This window comes from Rhizobium sp. BK316 (genome assembly GCF_014193695.1).
GTDB lineage: Bacteria > Pseudomonadota > Alphaproteobacteria > Rhizobiales > Rhizobiaceae > Rhizobium.
Window position 1 is genome coordinate 125,615 of sequence record NZ_JACHZR010000006.1, and the last position, 18,046, is coordinate 143,660.

The 18,046-nt window shown below is 60.5% G+C and carries 16 protein-coding genes and 2 tRNA genes; 2 read left to right on the plus strand and 16 right to left on the minus strand.

Annotated features, from left to right (window positions below):
- Nucleotides 1–10: 10 nt before the first annotated feature.
- The 11 genes from FHT87_RS25915 to FHT87_RS25965 form a co-directional block, all read right to left on the minus strand.
- Complete coding sequence (locus FHT87_RS25915; RefSeq protein ID WP_183730213.1) at nucleotides 11–673, minus strand: 5' DNA nuclease; 663 nt, start codon at nucleotides 671–673, stop codon at nucleotides 11–13.
- Between the two features lie 4 nt (nucleotides 674–677).
- A complete protein-coding gene (gene nuoF, locus FHT87_RS25920; protein ID WP_183730216.1) occupies nucleotides 678–1,982 on the minus strand; it encodes an NADH-quinone oxidoreductase subunit NuoF in 1,305 nt (434 codons plus the stop codon).
- Nucleotides 1,983–1,994: 12 nt separating this feature from the next.
- The gene (locus tag FHT87_RS25925; RefSeq protein ID WP_183730219.1) at nucleotides 1,995–3,137 is read right to left on the minus strand and encodes an NADH-quinone oxidoreductase subunit E; all 1,143 of its coding nucleotides are present in this window, start codon (nucleotides 3,135–3,137) and stop codon (nucleotides 1,995–1,997) included.
- 16 nt (nucleotides 3,138–3,153) lie between these two features.
- Nucleotides 3,154–3,426 (minus strand): hypothetical protein, encoded by a 273-nt coding sequence (locus tag FHT87_RS25930; RefSeq protein WP_183730222.1) that lies wholly within the window; start codon nucleotides 3,424–3,426, stop codon nucleotides 3,154–3,156.
- Entirely contained in the window at nucleotides 3,426–4,616 is a 1,191-nt protein-coding gene (locus FHT87_RS25935; protein ID WP_183730224.1) for an NADH-quinone oxidoreductase subunit D, read from the minus strand. The genes FHT87_RS25930 and FHT87_RS25935 overlap by 1 nt, the downstream gene beginning before the upstream one ends.
- A 66-nt stretch (nucleotides 4,617–4,682) precedes the next feature.
- Nucleotides 4,683–5,285: an NADH-quinone oxidoreductase subunit C gene (locus FHT87_RS25940; RefSeq protein WP_183730227.1), complete on the minus strand. Its 603-nt coding sequence runs from the start codon at nucleotides 5,283–5,285 to the stop codon at nucleotides 4,683–4,685.
- 18 nt (nucleotides 5,286–5,303) lie between these two features.
- Nucleotides 5,304–5,888: an NADH-quinone oxidoreductase subunit B gene (locus tag FHT87_RS25945; protein WP_112544560.1), complete on the minus strand. Its 585-nt coding sequence runs from the start codon at nucleotides 5,886–5,888 to the stop codon at nucleotides 5,304–5,306.
- Nucleotides 5,879–6,244, minus strand: a complete 366-nt coding sequence (locus tag FHT87_RS25950; RefSeq protein ID WP_008521906.1) for an NADH-quinone oxidoreductase subunit A — start codon at nucleotides 6,242–6,244, stop codon at nucleotides 5,879–5,881. Before FHT87_RS25950 ends, FHT87_RS25945 begins: the two co-directional genes overlap by 10 nt.
- A gap of 248 nt (nucleotides 6,245–6,492) precedes the next feature.
- Nucleotides 6,493–6,569: transfer RNA gene (locus FHT87_RS25955), tRNA-Asp, on the minus strand.
- A 73-nt stretch (nucleotides 6,570–6,642) separates the two neighbouring features.
- Nucleotides 6,643–6,719: transfer RNA gene (locus FHT87_RS25960), tRNA-Asp, on the minus strand.
- 293 nt (nucleotides 6,720–7,012) lie between these two features.
- Entirely contained in the window at nucleotides 7,013–7,423 is a 411-nt protein-coding gene (locus FHT87_RS25965; protein WP_183730230.1) for a cupin domain-containing protein, read from the minus strand.
- A gap of 148 nt (nucleotides 7,424–7,571) precedes the next feature.
- On the opposite strand from FHT87_RS25965, the gene FHT87_RS25970 reads away from it, so the two are divergent.
- Nucleotides 7,572–8,558, plus strand: coding sequence for an aldo/keto reductase (locus tag FHT87_RS25970; RefSeq protein ID WP_183730232.1), 987 nt, complete (start codon nucleotides 7,572–7,574; stop codon nucleotides 8,556–8,558).
- Nucleotides 8,559–8,630: 72 nt separating this feature from the next.
- Here the strand turns inward: FHT87_RS25970 and FHT87_RS25975 are convergent, their stop codons facing one another.
- Nucleotides 8,631–9,620: a zinc-dependent alcohol dehydrogenase family protein gene (locus FHT87_RS25975; protein ID WP_183730235.1), complete on the minus strand. Its 990-nt coding sequence runs from the start codon at nucleotides 9,618–9,620 to the stop codon at nucleotides 8,631–8,633.
- A 104-nt stretch (nucleotides 9,621–9,724) separates the two neighbouring features.
- Here FHT87_RS25975 and FHT87_RS25980 point away from each other — a divergent pair, with 104 nt between their 5' ends.
- Complete coding sequence (locus FHT87_RS25980) at nucleotides 9,725–10,624, plus strand: LysR family transcriptional regulator (RefSeq protein ID WP_183730238.1); 900 nt, start codon at nucleotides 9,725–9,727, stop codon at nucleotides 10,622–10,624.
- Between the two features lie 80 nt (nucleotides 10,625–10,704).
- On the opposite strand, the gene FHT87_RS25985 is transcribed toward FHT87_RS25980, so the two are convergent.
- The 4 genes from FHT87_RS25985 to clpX form a co-directional block, all read right to left on the minus strand.
- Entirely contained in the window at nucleotides 10,705–12,906 is a 2,202-nt protein-coding gene (locus FHT87_RS25985; protein WP_183805668.1) for an esterase-like activity of phytase family protein, read from the minus strand.
- A gap of 326 nt (nucleotides 12,907–13,232) precedes the next feature.
- On the minus strand, nucleotides 13,233–13,508 hold the full coding sequence (hupB, locus tag FHT87_RS25990; RefSeq protein ID WP_003558438.1) for a DNA-binding protein HupB: 276 nt from the start codon (nucleotides 13,506–13,508) through the stop codon (nucleotides 13,233–13,235).
- A gap of 209 nt (nucleotides 13,509–13,717) precedes the next feature.
- On the minus strand, nucleotides 13,718–16,138 hold the full coding sequence (lon, locus tag FHT87_RS25995; protein ID WP_183730242.1) for an endopeptidase La: 2,421 nt from the start codon (nucleotides 16,136–16,138) through the stop codon (nucleotides 13,718–13,720).
- 402 nt (nucleotides 16,139–16,540) lie between these two features.
- Nucleotides 16,541–17,818, minus strand: coding sequence for an ATP-dependent Clp protease ATP-binding subunit ClpX (gene clpX, locus FHT87_RS26000; protein ID WP_183730245.1), 1,278 nt, complete (start codon nucleotides 17,816–17,818; stop codon nucleotides 16,541–16,543).
- Nucleotides 17,819–18,046 lie beyond the last annotated feature (228 nt).

The window sequence follows — 18,046 nt, forward strand, 5'->3', positions numbered from 1 at the left end:
GGCCGGAAATCTACTTCTTCCTGCGTCCCCGCGTCGCCAGCACCTTGGCCTGGCCGACCCAGTCGTCGCGCAAGATACGGCCGTCAACGCCGAGTTCGGCATCCAGGTTCGCAATCTCAGCATCGCTCCATGCCGCGATATCGGCGAAGGTGCGGATGTCCCTTCCGTTTAGCACCTGCTCCAGCTTCGGACCGATGCCGGCGATCAGCTTGAGGTCGTCAGCCTTCCTGGACCTTGCGGCCGGCTTGGCCTTGGCAGCCGCCGCAGGCTTGGCACTCTTCTCGGCCGGGGCCTTGGTGGAAACCACGGTCAGCTTCGGCTTTGCCGCCTTGCGAACCGGCTCGGTCTTTTCAGCCGGCCGGCGGATATTCTCCGGACGGACATCCATCTCCGGCGCGTCTTCATCTGGCGGCGTTTCGTCGAGTGCTGCGGCTGCCATGTTCGCCGTTTCGAGCGCACCCTGCAGCACGCCGAAGAAGGCGCCAGCCATCTGTGTGGAGAGGCCGAAACCGATCGCCGTCGCAGCGGCAAATGCCGCAGCCGGATGGGCCATCAGCGGATGAATAGGCATGGCGCGCGCATTTTCCAGCATGCCGGCAGCAAGACGGCCGAAGTCAGCCGCGAAATCAGCTGCCCCTTCCCTCACCTTGCTGTCGGACGTGCTGGTCGTCATGCGCTTACTCCGCCGCCTCCAGAACCGCGCCGTGATCGAGGGCATTGGCCGTGTACTGGTCGATGCGGGCTTCGATTTCCGGACGGAAGTTACGGATCAGACCCTGCACCGGCCATGCGGCGGCATCGCCGAGCGCACAGATGGTGTGGCCTTCGATCTGCTTGGTGACCTGGAACAGCATGTCGATTTCGCGCTTCTGCGCGTTGCCGCGCGCCATACGCTCCATCACGCGCCACATCCAGCCCGTGCCCTCGCGGCACGGCGTGCACTGGCCGCAGCTCTCATGCTTGAAGAAGGCCGAGATGCGGGCAATCGCCTTGATGACGTCGGTGGACTTGTCCATGACGATCGAGGCAGCCGTACCGAAGGAGGACCCGACGGCGCGCAGGCCGTCGAAGTCCATCGGGCAGTCCATGATGTCCTTGGCCGGAACGATCGGGCAGGATGCGCCGCCCGGAATGACGGCAAGCAGGTTGTCCCAGCCGCCGCGGATACCGCCGGCATGCTTGTCCACCAGCTCGCGGAAGGTGATGCCCATTTCTTCTTCGACGGTGCACGGCTTGTTGACGTGACCAGAAAGCATGAACAGCTTGGTGCCGACATTGTTTGGACGGCCGATGGACGAGAACCAGCCGGCGCCACGACGCAGGATGGTCGGAGCAACGGCGATCGATTCGACGTTGTTGACCGTCGTCGGGCAGCCATAGAGGCCCATGTTTGCCGGGAATGGCGGCTTCAGGCGCGGCTGGCCCTTCTTGCCCTCGAGGCTTTCGAGCAGCGCGGTTTCTTCACCGCAGATATAAGCGCCGGCGCCATGATGGACATAGATGTCCATGTCCCAGCCGAGCTTGTTGTTCTTGCCGAGAAGGCCGGCATCGTAGCATTCATCGATTGCCGCCTGCAGGGCTTCGCGCTCGCGGATATATTCGCCGCGCACATAGATATAGGCAGCGTTCGCACCCATGGCGAAACTTGCGATCACGCAGCCTTCGATCAGCGTGTGCGGATCGTTGCGCATGATGTCGCGGTCCTTGCAGGTGCCGGGCTCCGATTCGTCGGCATTGACGACGAGGTAATGCGGACGGCCGTCGCTCTGCTTCGGCATGAAGGACCACTTGAGACCGGTTGGGAAGCCTGCGCCGCCACGGCCGCGAAGGCCGGATGCCTTCATCTCGTCGATGATCCAGTCGCGGCCCTTTTCGAGGATCTGTTTGGTGCCATCCCAATGGCCGCGGCTCATCGCGCCTTTCAGGGATTTGTCCTTGAGGCCGTAGATGTTGGTAAAGATGCGGTCTTTATCTTGCAGCATGTCTCACACCTCTTACCGCGGCTTCTTGCCGAAGACCTTGATATATTCCGCTTCGCCGCCCTTGGCGAGCGCCTTGGCCTGTTTGACCCAGTCGTCGCGCTCAATGCGGCCGCGGAAATTCAGGAAGCTATCGACCCATTCGCGTTCGGCCTTCTTCCAGCCCGCGATCTGCGCGAAGGTGAAGATGCCGATTTCATGTAACGTCGCTTCGATCTTCGGGCCGACGCCGGAGATCATCTTGAGATCATCGGGAGCAGCGGGCTTTTCGATGCCGGCCGGACGATTCTTGTCGGTCAGCGACGGCTTTGCGGTGGTTTCAGCAGCAGTCGCCTTCGGCGCCGGCTCGGAAGCGGCAGTGCCAGACAGCGGCTGAACTTCGGCAGCCTTCGCATTCTTGGCCGATGCCTTGGGCGAGGTTGCCGGCGTCTTCAGCGAGGCGTTGGTCTCGGCATCGGTGCTCTTCGGGCGAGCGGCCTCGGAAGGCGGAACCGGCGCACCGTCGGCAGCAGCCGGGGCTTTGCCAGCCCGGGTGCGGGTCACAGTAACGTCGTCGAGAAGCGTCGTCGGGCCGCCCTCGGGCGAGGACAGGTGACGGTCGATCTGCGGACCGACCTTGACGCTGGTGCCGTTGCCGGCAGCAAACGTATCGATGATCTCTTCCAGGCGTTCCGGCGTCAGGTCCTCATAGGTGTCCTTGCCGATCATCACCATCGGAGCGTTGACGCAGGCCCCGAGACATTCGACCTCTTCCCAGGACAACGTGCCTTCAGCGTTGCGTTCGAACGGGTGCTGGTGGATCTTGCTGCGGCAGACGCCCATCAGCTTTTCCGAACCGCGCAGCATACACGGTGTCGTGCCGCAGACCTGCACGTGAGCGCGGGTGCCGACCGGATGCAGCTGGAACTGGGTGTAGAAGGTCGCGACTTCGAGAACACGGATATAGGCCATGTCCAGCATGTCGGCGATCTTTTCGATCGCCGGGCGGGTGACCCAACCATCCTGCTCCTGCGCACGCATCAACAGCGGAATGACCGCGGACTGCTGACGGCCTGCGGGATATTTCTGAATCGTCTTTTCCGCCCAGACCGCGTTTTCATCGCTGAAAGCGAATGCGGCCGGCTGGAATTGATCTTCGGCTAATCGACGAACGGACATTCTTCCTCACGCCTTGTCAGTTTAGCGTTCCACACCGCGAAGCAGTCAGAGACTGCATTTCACAGGCATAGGCCGACTGGTCTTTTTGCATAAATACCACAAACTTGCCGCCGTTCGGCACGGCGGCCTTGATTTGATAGCCCTTGGACAAAAGGTCGCCCATGGACGATTGCTCTGCCGGCGGCTGCGCTTCCTCGTGGCCCAGCGGCGTGCCGAGCTTTCCGGCTTCCTGCGCAAAGGCAGCGGAAGCCGAAAGAAGGAGTGCTGCTGCAAGCGACAGAGCCTGCATTACCGGTCCACCTCGCCGAACACGATGTCGAGCGAGCCGAGAACGGCCGCGACGTCGGCAAGCTGGTGACCACGGCACATGAAGTCCATCGCCTGCAGATGCGCATAACCCGGAGCACGAATCTTGCAGCGATAGGGCTTGTTGGTGCCGTCGGAAACGAGATAGACGCCGAACTCACCCTTCGGCGCTTCGACGGCAGCGTAAACCTCGCCGGCGGGAACGTGATAGCCTTCAGTGTAGAGCTTGAAGTGGTGGATCAGCGCTTCCATCGAACGCTTCATCTCGCCACGCTTCGGCGGAACGACCTTGCCGTCGATCGAGGAGAACGGTCCCGTCTTGGCATCACCGAGCAGGCGGTTCACGCACTGCTTCATGATCTTCACGGATTCGCGCATCTCGATCATGCGGATCAGGTAGCGATCGTAGTTGTCGCCGTTCTTGCCGACCGGAATGTCGAACTCGAGATCCGAATAGCATTCATAGGGCTGCGCGCGGCGCAGGTCCCAGGCCGCGCCCGAACCGCGCACCATGACGCCCGAGAACCCCCAGGCCCAGCAATCTTCCAGCGAGACGACGCCGATATCGACGTTACGCTGCTTGAAGATGCGGTTGCCGGTCAGAAGGTCGTCGATATCGTCGAGCTTGCCGGGGAATTCGTCGCACCATTTGCCGATATCCTGCACGAGCTGTTCCGGCAGGTCCTGGTGAACGCCGCCCGGACGGAAGTAAGCGGCATGCATGCGGGAGCCGCTGGCGCGCTCATAGAACACCATCAGCTTTTCGCGCTCTTCGAAGCCCCAGAGCGGCGGCGTCAGCGCACCGACGTCCATAGCCTGCGTGGTGACGTTCAGCAGATGCGACAGGATACGGCCGATTTCCGAATAAAGGACACGGATGAGCTGGCCGCGAATCGGGATTTCCAGGCCGATCAATTTCTCGACGGCCAGCGCATAGGCATGCTCCTGGTTCATCGGCGCCACGTAGTCGAGGCGATCGAAATAGGGAACGGCCTGCAGGTAGGTCTTGGTTTCAATCAGCTTTTCGGTCCCGCGGTGCAGCAGGCCGATATGCGGATCGACGCGCTCCACGATTTCGCCATCAAGCTCCAGCACAAGACGCAGAACGCCGTGCGCTGCCGGATGCTGCGGCCCGAAATTGATGTTGAAGTTACGGACGTTATGTTCGGTCATGGCGATGGGCTCGCTTTTTCGGGTAGTCAGTGAACGGCGGGCAAAAACCCGCCACACGCCTCAAACTTACTGCTTCGCCTTTTCGTCGCCCGGCAGCACGTATTCCGTGCCTTCCCAGGGGGACAAGAAATCGAAATTGCGGAATTCCTGCTTCAGCTCGACAGGCTCGTAAACGACGCGCTTTGCCGCATCGTCGTAGCGAACCTCGACGAAACCGGTCGTCGGGAAATCCTTGCGCAGCGGATGCCCCTCGAAACCGTAGTCGGTCAGGATGCGGCGCAGGTCCGGATGGCCGGTGAAAAGCACGCCGTACATGTCCCAGGTCTCGCGTTCGAACCAGTCGGCGCCCGGATAGACGGCGCAGGCGGACGGAACCGGCGTATCTTCGTCGGTCGCCAGCTTCACGCGGATGCGCAAGTTCTTCTTCGGAGACAGAAGATGATAGACGACGTCGAAGCGCAGTTCGCGCTGCGGCCAGTCGACGCCGCAAATATCCGTCAGGTTGACGAAACCGCACTTGGCGTCGTCGCGCAAGAAGGTCAGCAGCGGGATCAGATTGTCGCCGGTCGTCGTCAGCGTCAGCTCGCCATATTTGAGCTGCGAGGCAGCAATCAGATTGCCGCGCGCCTCCGAAAGGTACGACGAAAGCTCAGTGAGGGCTTCGCTCATAATGTCCAGTCCTTGCCCTTAGCGTTCGATCGTGCCGGTGCGGCGGATCTTCTTCTGCAGCAAAAGCACGCCATAAAGCAGCGCCTCTGCCGTGGGGGGACAGCCCGGCACGTAGATGTCGATCGGCACGACGCGGTCGCAACCACGAACAACCGAATAGGAATAGTGATAGTAGCCGCCACCGTTGGCGCAGGAGCCCATCGAGATGACGTAACGCGGTTCCGGCATCTGGTCGTAGACCTTGCGGAGAGCGGGCGCCATCTTGTTGGTCAGCGTGCCGGCGACGATCATGACGTCGGACTGGCGCGGCGAGGCGCGCGGCGCGAAACCGAAGCGCTCGACGTCGTAACGCGGCATGGAGAGCTGCATCATCTCGACGGCGCAGCAGGCAAGACCGAAGGTCATCCACATCAGCGAGCCGGTACGAGCCCAGTTGATCAGCTCATCGGTCGAGGTAACGAGAAAACCCTTGTCGGCGAGTTCGTTGTTGATCTCGCCGAAGAACGCGTCGTTGCTGCCGATCGGCTTACCGGTCGAGGGATCGATGATCCCCTTCGGCTGCGGCGCGACGAGCGTCTGATTGCCAGCGGGGGCTACTCCCATTCCAGGGCTCCCTTCTTCCATTCATAGATAAAGCCGATGGTCAGCACGAGGAGGAAGACCATCATGGACCAGAAGCCGAACCAGCCGATGGCGCCGAAGGAGACGGCCCACGGAAAGAGAAAGGCGACCTCAAGGTCGAAGATGATGAAGAGAATCGACACGAGGTAGAAGCGGATGTCGAACTTCATGCGGGCGTCGTCGAATGCGTTGAAGCCGCATTCGTAAGCCGAGAGCTTTTCCGAATCGGGCGCCTTGAAGGCAACGGCAAACGGCGCAATGAGCAGCGCCAGGCCGATGACGAGCGCGATACCGATGAAAATAGCGATCGGAATATAGGAACTGAGCAGTTCAGTCATCATGTTCATCCCTGCTTGCCGGCGGCGCCTGGCGGCGCAACTGGGCAAATGCCCGGCAAGCGAACGTGCGTTGCAACAAGCCGTGGTTAGCGCAGCCGGAGCCCCGGCGCAAGACTTTTACAGAAGCTATTCGAACAGTGGCGGACGGACATTATCAAGCAGATGCAACGATGTCGCGACAAATCCCCAAAAGTTGCGGAAGGCCGCATGGCTGACCCTCGGAAACTGCATGGCTTTTTGGAGATAAGTGGCGCGAGTGACGGGGCTCGAACCCGCGACCTCCGGCGTGACAGGCCGGCACTCTAACCGACTGAGCTACACCCGCGCATTGGACCTTGCGGACCGTGAGGATACCATGAAACCGGACAGACGGCGACAATTTGCCGCCTGCTTTGAAATGGCGCGAGTGACGGGGCTCGAACCCGCGACCTCCGGCGTGACAGGCCGGCACTCTAACCGACTGAGCTACACCCGCATTCTTTCAAGCAATCCGGTGCCTGAGCACCCTCCCCGAACGGGCTGGCCGTTGGGATGAGCGGCTAACTAAGGGGTTCGCCTTTTAGTGTCAAGCAGGTTTGGAGACAAAACCATGACAGTCCAGAAATTGTTTCGGAAAGCCTCCCCGAACCCCGCAGCAAATCGGCGATCTGCCGCGCCAAGTTTTCCACATGCAGCCGACGTGGATGCGGCCGAGACGTCCCCTCGCCGCGACGGAAATCATGACGAAGGCTCGAATCGCACGAGCATTTTCAGAGCCTGAGGCCTTTCTCAGCCGCCTTGGACCTTGCCGGCATATTGCTCGTCGCTGACCTGCTCCAGCCAATCTGCGACGCTGCCGTTCAGCGCTTCCTGGATGGCAATGTGGCTCATGGCCGTCTCGGGGCTTGCGCCATGCCAGTGCTTCTCTCCCGGCGCAAACCAAACGACATCCCCGGGGCGAATGTCCCTGATTTCCCCGCCCCATGTCTGAACGAGCCCCCTGCCTGATGTAACGATCAGTGTCTGCCCCAGGGGATGCGTGTGCCAGGCTGTGCGCGCGCCGGGCTCGAAGGTCACGTGAGCGGCCCGCACGCGCCCCGGCTCCGGCGCTTCGACGAGAGGATCCAGGCGAACGGAACCGGTGAAGTAATCGTCCTGGCCTTTCGTGGAGGGGCGCGAGCCTGCGGTTTTGATATCCATGATCTTTCCTGTTCTTCCGTCGTCTGCGGTTGAAGCCGTCGTGGACAAGGATATTTGATCGCAGCAGGCGATCCAAGCGGCATCGGCGATTGCCGCCCTAATCGGCACCTGCTACTGCGAGGCCTTTCATTACGAACGGAGGATTTCCATGAAACATCATGCTTTCGGCCGCTTGCCCTTTACCATCACCGATGTCGGCTTCGGCGCCTGGCAGATCGGCGGCTCCTGGGGCGATGTCAGCGAAGCGGACGGCCGCACTGCGCTGAATGCCGCACTCGATGCCGGCATGACCTTCATCGACACTGCCGACGTCTATGGCGACGGCCGCTCCGAAAAGATCATTGCCGACGTGCTGAAGGCGCGTGGCGGCGAGCGCCCGATGGTCGCGACCAAGGCCGGCCGCCGCCTCAACCCGCATGTCACTGAGGGCTACACCAAGGCCAACCTGGAAAGCTTCATCGACCGCAGCCTGAAGAACCTGCAGGTGGACAACCTCGACCTCGTGCAGCTTCACTGCCCGCCGACGGAGGTGCTCTATCACCCCGAGGTCTTCGCGGGGCTGGACGAACTGCAGAAGGCCGGCAAGATCAAGGGCTACGGCGTGAGCGTCGAGAAGGTCGAGGAAGCGCTGAAGGCGATCGAATATCCCGGAGTCGTCAGCATCCAGATCATCTATAACATCTTCCGCCAGCGTCCTGGCCACCTGTTCTTCGCCGAGGCCCGCCGCAAGAACGTGGCGATCATCGCCCGCGTGCCGCTCGCAAGCGGCCTGCTCTCCGGCAAGATCACCCGCGACACCAAATTCGCCAGCGACGATCACCGCAACTTCAACCGCCACGGCGAAGCCTTCGATGTTGGCGAGACCTTCTCGGGCGTGCCCTTCGAGGTCGGTCTGCAGGCGGTCGAGGAAGTGCGCAAGCTCGTTCCGGCAGGGGCCAGCATGGCCGCATTCGCGTTGCGTTGGATCCTGATGGCGGATGCCGTCACAGTCGTCATCCCCGGCGCGCGCAATGCCGAGCAGGCCAAGGCGAACGCAGCCGCTGCCGATCTCGCGCCGCTCTCGGCCGACGTCATGGCCGCAACGCGTGAAATCTACGGGCGGCTGATCGCTCCGCACGTGCATCAGCGCTGGTAAGCCCTGGCAGACCATCAAGCCCGGCCAACAACTTGCAGGCCGGGCTTGAGACATGATCCCAGCCGGACCGCATCAGGCCGTCACGACAATTTTGCCGAACTGCTCGTTCGATTCCAGGAACCGATGCGCTTCGACGATCTGCTCGAAAGGGAATGTCCTTGCAATGACAGGCTTCAGCGCGCCGGACGCGAGCCCCTCGAATATAAAGGTCTTTGCAGCCCGCAGCCGTATTGGATCGCGAATGATCTCATGGACGAGATAGCCGCGCAGCAGCAGGCATTTGCCGAGCACGGCAGGCAACGGAAGCGGTGTTGGCTGCGGGCTCAATCCACCATATTCGATAAGCATGCCGCCCGAGGACATCGCCGCCGTCAGCGGGTCGAAGATAGGTCCGGCCACGGCATCGAGGACGACACGAACACCTGCTTCTCCGGCGATTTCCTTTAGTCGTGTTTCCAGATCCTCCTCCTGCGAGGCGATGACATGCGCAGCACCGGCTTCCTGCAATGCAAGGCGCTTTGAAGAGGTTCTCGTGATCGCAATCGGTATAGCGCCAATCACGTTGGCGATCTGGATTGCGGCAAGACCTACACTGCTCGATGCAGCGGTGATAGCGACGAACTCCCCTCTTGAAAGTCGGGCGATATCGATGAGGGCGCCATAAGCAGTCAGATACGCCATCCAGAGAGCGGCAGCCTCCTCCCAGGAGATTGTCGGCGGGTGCCTGACAATAGATCCAGCGGGAAATGTGACCAGTTCACCGTAAGCCGGCGAGCGCACCATTGAGATCGGCGGGATGATGCTGACGGCGTCGCCGGGCGCAAAGCCGTCTACGCCCTCCCCTACCGCCTCGATGATGCCTGCCGCCTCAAGACCAAGGCCTGACGGCAGCGGCGCGGTTTCGATATAGGTGCCGGATCTTAGCAGGGCCTCGGCCCGGTTGATCCCAAGAGCCTTGACGCGGATCTGAACCTGTCCCGGCCCTGGGGCGGGAATATCCATATCCTCAATGCGGAGAACGTCAGGACCGCCAAATTCGTGAAAGCGGATTATGCGTGCCATTTCCCATCAACTCCAAAACAATCGGACTGAATGTTCTATGCCAATTGGATCGAGGGAGATAAATTGGGCTAGATGCAAGACAGAAGAAACCATGAGTTTGCAATATGGATCGTCTCACGAGCATGACCGTCTTCGTGAAGGCCGTGGATCTGGGTTCGTTTGCGGCAGCGGCAGCGGCACTCGGCATCTCCGGTCCGATGGTCGGCAAGCACATCCGCTTTCTTGAGGAGCGATTGGGGGTAAGCCTTATCACCCGGACGACACGCCGCCAAAGCCTTACGGATTTTGGACGCGCCTATTACGAGCGCTGCCGGGTGATCCTTGCCGAGACAGAAGCCGCGGATGCGCTCGCGTTCGACCATCTGTCCGAACCTTGCGGAAAGCTGCGCGTCACCATGCCCGTGCATTTCGGCCGGCATTGCGTGCTTCCGGTTCTGATCGAGCTTGCAAAGCGATATCCGAGCCTCGAACTCGATCTATCGTTCGGCGACCCGATTACCGATCTCGCCGATGACGGCTATGATCTCGCGATCCGCACCGGGGAACTCGCTGACAGGTCAGGCATTATTGCGCGACGTGTCGCGCGCCAGCGCATGGTGGTCTGCGCCTCGGCGAGCTATCTCGACGCGCATGGCAGACCGGAGAAGATCGAGGATATCGGCAAGCACGATGCAATCATTTACGCACGCACCGCGCGCTCCAGCCCATGGATCTTCCCGCATGAAGACCATGTTCCGGTAGAAGTTCGGCCGAATGGCCGATTGCGGCTCGATGATCTCGATGCGATTGCAGATGCGGCAACGGTCGGCATGGGGCTTGCCTGGCTGCCCTACTGGCTCATTCGCGACCGCGCGCAGGCTGGAGCGCTCGAAATCTTGCTGCCAGGTCAGCCGGAATTTCTCTATGACTGCCATGCGCTGTGGCTGCAGACACCGCACCTGCCGCTCAGGATCCGTCTTGCCGTCGACGCTTTGGCCGCCGCACTACCCAAATTCATGGCTTAATGCCGTCAAGCCGTCAGCGCGGGCGGCCAAAGAAAAGACCGGGCAAGAGTCCGGCCTTTCCATTTCATGAGACTACGAACTCAGTTCGTGGCGGTCAGGTTGACCGGGAAGAACAGGGTCTCGCCGGAAGAATCGCTCACACCGTCGTTGTCGGTCACGGCATAGGCCTTGCCCGATGCGTCGAAGGCGAAGCCTTCCAGCTTGTCGAGAACGTAGCCGTTGGTGGCCGACTTCAGGTCGCCGATGAAATCATGGGCTTCCGTCTTCTTGACGACAGGCAGTTCGCCGCCGAGCTTGCCGGGCTTCAGGTCGGAGATTGCGACCTTGTAGAGCTTCTTCAGCTTGGCCGCATCGCCGACGAGGTTGTCGCGCTCGATGATGTAGACGCTGTCGCCCTGGGCAGTGATTTCGGAGAGGCCGACCCAGCCGCTCTCGGTCTTGTCGAGCGGGTAGCGCACGCCGCCCCATTCCTTCTTCTTAGGGTTATAGGAGAGGAGCTTGACGAAGCCCTTCTCGTCATCGTTCCACTCGCGCTGAACAGCCATCCAGAGTGTTGCGTCGTCGCCAGTGCCGACGGTCGTCACACCTTCGAAGCCATAGCGGATTTCGTTGGCAAGCAGTTCCTTCGGCAGAGCGATCTCGGTCTTGATGTCGCCCTTGGCGGTGACGTTGTAGAGCGCATGCGGCACGAGGCGCTCGGTATAGCCTTCCGAAGCCAGCCAGAAGGAACCGTCGGCAGCGACAGCGATGCCTTCGATGTCGAGCTTCTGGGCCGGAGCGCCATCACGCTTGACGACGAGTGCGTCGGTGATGACGGCCGGCTTCCTGGTGGCGTCGATCGTGTAGATCGTCGGCTGCGAGCCGAGGACGCTGTCGCTGACGGCGTAGAGCATGCCCGGCTTGCCCGGAACGGCGGCGAGTCCCGAAAGGGCTGCAAAGCCGATCGGGTTGCCGTCCTTCTCGGCGGAGACGATCTGCGGATAGGCCTTCTCGCCTTCACTGCGTTCGTAGATCATGACGTGCGAACGCGTACCACCATCTTTGCCGAGGTCGAGTTCGTTGGCGGTGGCAAGCAGGTTACGCTGCGGAATGGCAATCGCGCCCTCCGGGGAAATGCCCGACGGCAGGATCTGCAGCAGTTCCGGATCAGCACCCGTATCCTTGTAAACGCCGACGACGGAAGCGCGCTCGGCGAGCAGGAAGAACAGGTTGTCATCGCCGAACTTGGCGGCTTCCAGACCTTCCGGCTCGACGCCCTTCGACGAGGACCGGCTTTCCGGATAATGGCCGAGAGAGGCTACGGCGCGCTCGAAAGAGCTGCCGGATTCGAAGAGAACCTTGCCGGTCTTATCGAAGATGGTGAAGCCGCACGAGCCGCCCTCATAATCGCCTTCGTTGGCGACGACGAGGCGGTTGTCGTCCAGCCACTTCACGGCGTCCGGTTCGCGCTTGACGCCCTTCTTCTCGCCGGTGAATTTCAGGGCGCCATCACGCTTGGTGTCGATGCCCGAAAGGTCGACGCTGCCGGCGGTAAAGTGCGTCTTCACCGTGCCGGTCGTGCCGTCGAGAATGATGATCTCGTTGTTTTCCTGCAGCGTCAGGGCGATTTCGTTCTGGTTGTTGAAGGCAACGAATTCCGGCTCCGGATCTTCAGGGGCAACGCCTGCGAGACCGGTGAGCGCAACATGCTTGATCGTGCCGCAATCGACGGTGCCGTCGGTCTTGAGCTGGAAGACGACGAGGTCGCCTGCCGGCATCTGCGGGATCTTGCCGTCGTTGACCTCTTCATCGCGTTCGTTTTCGATCGCGATGGTGCCGAGCGTCCTGTCCTTGTTGAGAGCGATCGAATCGGGCTGGCCGCCGAGATCGCAGGTCGCGTCGATCTTCTTCGTGGCGATGTCGACGATCGCCAGACGGCCAGACGGCTTCTGCTTGCTTTCGCCGGTGTTGACGGCGACGAGCGCCTTACCGGCTGCTGTCGTGACCGAGGTCGGCTCGCCATCCATCATCAGCGCGCCGCCGGCCTTGGGTGCCTTTGCATCGGTGATGTCGATGAAGCCGATCGCGCCGAGCGGGCTGTCGCTGTAGATCAGCGTGTTGCCATCCTGCGAAGCGGTGATGATTTCGGCCGAGGTGGTCGAAAGCTTGTCCTTGTCGGCCGGCAGGTTGGTTGCAACCGGGAAAGAGGCGATGCGGTTAAAAACCGGCTCAGCCGCTGCCGGGAAGGCAACGGATGCGAGAAGCACGGCGGTGAGCGCTGCCTTGCACGAGAAAGTTGTCATTGAAATCCCCCAATGTCGAAAAAATCGAACAGAGGGTTTTTGCGGGACTGGCATGACAGAGACATGACAGCCTGCGACATTTTATACAGTTTGTGTCAGCCCGATTCCCGCTCCCGGCGCATCTCGTTGCGCATGATGAAAAGCGATGCGCCGAGGATGATTGCGGCGCCCAGCCACAAATAGCCGGCCCCGCCCTGAGAACGTCACCGTCGTAAAACAAAGCGCAACATGCGGCATGCGGCGAAAAGAAAAAGGGGTCCGGCAATGCCGAACCCCTTAAAATCCTGCGCGGCCGTTCTCGTTTACGGCCGGCGGACAATCTCGTATCAGCCGTTGACGGCGTCCTTCAGGCCCTTGCCGGGCGTGAACTTCGGCACGTTGCGTGCCGGAATATCGACTTCGGCGCCGGTCGACGGGTTGCGGCCCTTCGTGGCAGCGCGATGAGAAACCGTGAAGCTGCCGAAGCCGGCGAGACGGATGTCGCCCTTGTTCTTCAGCTCAGCCTGCACGACATCGAAAACTGCGTCGACGGCAGATGCTGCGTCAGACTTCGTCAGTCCAGCCTTTTCGGCTACTGCGGACACGAGTTCATTCTTATTCATGTTTCCACCCCTTTCTAAATGGTTTGAAACAACTCAATCTGTAAGCTAGGCGCGGAAATCGCTTTCATCAGGCCCGCCGAGAACCCAAAAGCCCTGCAAATCAAGGAAAAGCAAGCGTCTACATGACGTTTTCACAAAAAAAGGCCGGCGTTTCCGCCGGCCTTTTTGGTGATTTGCAACAATTGGGCATAAATGTGGCAACCACCAGCTCAATGAGCTATGGCGGCGCCTGCATCGTCAAGCCCTTCGACGGTCGCGATGACAGGCGTTTCGACCGTGCCATCCCATTCGATCGGCTCGGGGCGGCGGACCAGCGCATGCTTGATCACTTCACCCATGCGGGAGACCGGAATGATCTCCATGCTGTTCTTCACATTGTCCGGAATCTCTGCCAGATCCTTGGCGTTCTCTTCCGGAATCAGCACCTTCTTGATGCCGCCGCGAAGTGCCGCGAGCAGCTTTTCCTTCAGGCCGCCGATCGGCAGGACACGGCCGCGCAGGGTGATTTCACCCGTCATCGCCACATCCTTGTTGACCGGAATGCCGGTCATGATCGACACGATCGCGGTTGCCATGGCGACACCGGCCGAGGGGCCATCCTTCGGTGTGGCGCCTTCCGGCACGTGCACGTGGATGTCGCTCTTGTCGAAGCGCGGCGGCTCGATGCCGAAATCGACGGCGCGCGAGCGGACGTAAGATGCCGCTGCCGAGATCGATTCCTTCATCACTTCCTTCAGGTTGCCGGTGACGGTCATGCGGCCCTTGCCGGGCATCATGACGCCTTCGATCGTCAGCAGCTCGCCGCCGACTTCCGTCCAGGCAAGACCGGTGACCACACCGACCTGATCCTCACGTTCGGCTTCGCCGTGGCGGAAGCGCGGAACGCCCAGATAATCGTCGATGTTTGCTGCCGTGACGTGAACCGATTTCGTCTTGCCCTTGATGATCTCGGTGACCGCCTTGCGGGCGAGCTTCATCAATTCGCGTTCGAAGTTACGGACACCGGCTTCGCGCGTGTACTGCTGGCTGATCGCCATCAGAGCATCGTCGCTGACCGAGAATTCGCTCGGCTGCAGTGCATGTTCCTTGATGGCCTTCGGCAGCAGGTGCCGCTTTGCAATCTCGCGCTTTTCGTCTTCGGTGTAGCCGGCGATACGGATGATTTCCATGCGGTCCATCAGTGGGGCCGGGATGTTCAGCGTATTCGCCGTCGTGATGAACATCACGTCCGACAGGTCGTATTCGACTTCCAGGTAATGGTCCATGAAGGTCGAGTTCTGAGCCGGGTCGAGCACTTCCAGCAGAGCCGAAGACGGATCGCCGCGATAGTCCTGGCCGAGCTTGTCGATCTCATCGAGCAGGAACAACGGATTGGACTTCTTCGCCTTCTTCATCGACTGGATGACCTTGCCGGGCATCGAGCCGATATAGGTGCGGCGGTGACCGCGGATTTCGGCTTCGTCACGGACGCCGCCGAGAGCCATGCGGACATATTCACGGCCGGTTGCCTTGGCGATCGACTGGGCGAGCGAGGTCTTGCCGACGCCCGGAGGGCCGACGAGGCACAGGATCGGACCCTTGATCTTGGTGGCGCGAGCCTGGACCGCCAGATACTCGACGATGCGCTCCTTGACCTTTTCGAGACCGAAGTGATCGGCTTCGAGGATCTTTTCGGCATTGTTGAGATCGGCCTTGATCTTCGACTTCTTGCCCCAGGGGATACCGAGCAGCCAGTCCAGATAGTTGCGCACGACAGTGGCTTCAGCCGACATCGGGCTCATCTGGCGCAGCTTCTTCAGCTCGGCGTCAGCCTTTTCACGGGCTTCCTTGGACAGCTTCGTCTTGGCGATGCGCTCTTCCAGTTCGCTCATCTCGTCGCGGCCTTCCTCGCCGTCGCCGAGTTCCTTCTGGATCGCCTTCATCTGCTCATTCAGGTAGTATTCGCGCTGGGTCTTCTCCATCTGGCGCTTGACGCGCGAGCGGATGCGCTTTTCGACCTGCAGGACCGAGATCTCGCCTTCCATGAAGCCGAGCGCCTTTTCGAGGCGGGCCTTGACGCTGGTGGTTTCCAGCATCTCCTGCTTCTCGGTGATCTTGATCGACAGGTGCGAGGCAACCGTATCGGCGAGCTTGGAATAGTCGTCGATCTGGCTGGCCGCACCGACAACCTCGGGCGAAATCTTCTTGTTGAGCTTCACGTAGCTCTCGAATTCCGAGACGACGGAACGGGAGAGCGCTTCCAGCTCGACCGGATCGTCATGCGGCTCATCGAGCACATGGCCGAGGGCTTCGTAGAAATCTTCGCGGCTCGTGTAGCTGTCGATCTCGGCGCGGGCGCGGCCTTCGACCAGAACCTTGACGGTGCCGTCAGGCAGCTTCAGGAGCTGCAGCACGTTCGCGACCGTACCGACGCGGTGGATCGCAGACGGATCCGGATCATCATCGCTGGCGTTGATCTGGGTGACCAGCATGATCTGCTTGTCGGAGCCCATGACCTCTTCGAGCGCGCGGATCGACTTTTCCCGCCCGACGAACAGCGGCACGATCATATGGGGGAAAACCACGATGTCGCGCAGAGGAAGAACAGGATAGGCGGTGCTGGTGCTCGCTACAGACGTTTTCTTCGTCATTTTTATTCCTTTCCATCGTCCCGTTACCGGGCTCTTTGGCGCGGCCGCTTGGGACCGGCCGGCACTCTCACTTGTTGTTACAAGTGGAGGTTCTGACTACGCTTTTCAAGCCACGTTAACGCCCGCGTTCCACGGTTGTGACAGCTTTATTACATGGAACGCCAACACAATGAAGCGCCTATCTGGAGCGACGCTTACCATTTCCGAACCGCCTAAAATAACAACGCCAGCAACACGCTACGGAATCACAGCATCATTGCCAAGGGTCATCGTTTGCGCAATATCGGCCAAGGCTGTTTTCAACCTTGCCCGCAACTATTATCAGCGCCCGGCACCCATTTTCAAATAGAAAGGGGCCTGCACAAGGCAAGCCCCTTAAAATAACGGCTCTCAACGCAAGCTTCAGGCCGAAACGTTTGCCTTCTCGTCCTGGCGATCGGCGTAGATATACAGCGGACGAGCCGAACCACGCGCGACCTCTTCGGAGATGACGACCTCGCGAACGCCTTCCAGGGCCGGCAGTTCGAACATCGTGTCGAGCAGGATCTTTTCCATGATCGAACGCAGGCCGCGAGCACCGGTCTTGCGGACGATCGCCTTGCGGGCGATTTCGCGGAGCGCATCCTCATGGAAGGTCAGCTCCACGTCCTCCATCTCGAACAGGCGCTGATACTGCTTGATCAGCGCATTCTTCGGCTCGGACAGGATCTGGATCAGCGCATCCTCATCGAGGTCTTCCAGCGTTGCCAGAACCGGCAGTCGGCCAATGAATTCCGGGATGAGGCCGAACTTGACCAGATCTTCCGGCTCCAGTTCGCGCAGCACTTCGCCGACGCGACGGTCGTCCGGTGCCTTGACTGTCGCGCCGAAGCCGATCGAGGTCTTCTCGCCACGGGCGGAGATGATCTTGTCGAGACCTGCGAAGGCGCCGCCGCAGATGAACAGGATGTTCGTCGTGTCGACCTGCAGGAATTCCTGCTGCGGATGCTTGCGGCCACCCTGCGGCGGTACGGAGGCTACCGTGCCTTCCATGATCTTCAGAAGCGCCTGCTGCACGCCCTCGCCCGATACGTCACGGGTGATCGACGGGTTGTCGGACTTGCGGGAGATCTTGTCGACTTCGTCGATGTAGACGATGCCGCGCTGGGCGCGCTCGACATTGTAGTCCGCAGCCTGCAGAAGCTTCAGGATGATGTTTTCAACGTCTTCACCGACATAGCCGGCTTCCGTCAGCGTGGTCGCATCGGCCATCGTGAAGGGAACGTCGATGATGCGGGCGAGCGTCTGGGCAAGATAGGTCTTGCCGCAGCCGGTCGGACCGACCAGCATGATGTTCGACTTCGCCAGCTCGACATCGCCGTTCTTGGAGGCGTGCGCGAGACGCTTGTAGTGGTTGTGGACGGCGACCGACAGGATCTTCTTCGCCTGACGCTGGCCAATGACATATTCGTCGAGAACCTTGATGATGTCCTGGGGCGTAGGAACGCCATCACGGGACTTGACCATCGAGGACTTGTTCTCCTCGCGGATGATGTCCATGCACAGTTCGACGCATTCATCGCAGATGAACACGGTCGGTCCGGCAATAAGCTTCCGGACCTCGTGCTGGCTCTTTCCGCAGAAAGAACAATAGAGGGTGTTCTTACTGTCGCCGCCGTTGCTGCCGCTGACCTTGCTCATATCACTTTCCTTCCAGCACGCCGCATTTCGAACGCGAAATTGCGGTCCACTCAATCAGCTCCCTGGCAGCACTCCCTACCCGGAGTTTCTGCCGACAAGGGCTTCAGGGGCTACGAACCGGGTCCGATCCAATTGTGTCCGGGCACCGGCGGCAACGAATTCCCCTTCGAATGCCGAATGCTATGTCACAAAAATTCAACATAGCATTAATAGTTACTATTAGCGTCT

Bases quoted from the DNA above. Each gene is read 5' to 3' on its own strand.
- FHT87_RS25915 (WP_183730213.1), bottom strand. From the start codon at position 673: ATGACGACCAGCACGTCCGACAGCAAGGTGAGGGAAGGGGCAGCTGAT.
- nuoF (WP_183730216.1), bottom strand. From the start codon at position 1,982: ATGCTGCAAGATAAAGACCGCATCTTTACCAACATCTACGGCCTCAAG.
- FHT87_RS25925 (WP_183730219.1), bottom strand. From the start codon at position 3,137: ATGTCCGTTCGTCGATTAGCCGAAGATCAATTCCAGCCGGCCGCATTC.
- FHT87_RS25930 (WP_183730222.1), bottom strand. From the start codon at position 3,426: ATGCAGGCTCTGTCGCTTGCAGCAGCACTCCTTCTTTCGGCTTCCGCT.
- FHT87_RS25935 (WP_183730224.1), bottom strand. From the start codon at position 4,616: ATGACCGAACATAACGTCCGTAACTTCAACATCAATTTCGGGCCGCAG.
- FHT87_RS25940 (WP_183730227.1), bottom strand. From the start codon at position 5,285: ATGAGCGAAGCCCTCACTGAGCTTTCGTCGTACCTTTCGGAGGCGCGC.
- FHT87_RS25945 (WP_112544560.1), bottom strand. From the start codon at position 5,888: ATGGGAGTAGCCCCCGCTGGCAATCAGACGCTCGTCGCGCCGCAGCCG.
- FHT87_RS25950 (WP_008521906.1), bottom strand. From the start codon at position 6,244: ATGACTGAACTGCTCAGTTCCTATATTCCGATCGCTATTTTCATCGGT.
- FHT87_RS25965 (WP_183730230.1), bottom strand. From the start codon at position 7,423: ATGGATATCAAAACCGCAGGCTCGCGCCCCTCCACGAAAGGCCAGGAC.
- FHT87_RS25970 (WP_183730232.1), top strand. From the start codon at position 7,572: ATGAAACATCATGCTTTCGGCCGCTTGCCCTTTACCATCACCGATGTC.
- FHT87_RS25975 (WP_183730235.1), bottom strand. From the start codon at position 9,620: ATGGCACGCATAATCCGCTTTCACGAATTTGGCGGTCCTGACGTTCTC.
- FHT87_RS25980 (WP_183730238.1), top strand. From the start codon at position 9,725: ATGGATCGTCTCACGAGCATGACCGTCTTCGTGAAGGCCGTGGATCTG.
- FHT87_RS25985 (WP_183805668.1), bottom strand. From the start codon at position 12,906: ATGACAACTTTCTCGTGCAAGGCAGCGCTCACCGCCGTGCTTCTCGCA.
- hupB (WP_003558438.1), bottom strand. From the start codon at position 13,508: ATGAATAAGAATGAACTCGTGTCCGCAGTAGCCGAAAAGGCTGGACTG.
- lon (WP_183730242.1), bottom strand. From the start codon at position 16,138: ATGACGAAGAAAACGTCTGTAGCGAGCACCAGCACCGCCTATCCTGTT.
- clpX (WP_183730245.1), bottom strand. From the start codon at position 17,818: ATGAGCAAGGTCAGCGGCAGCAACGGCGGCGACAGTAAGAACACCCTC.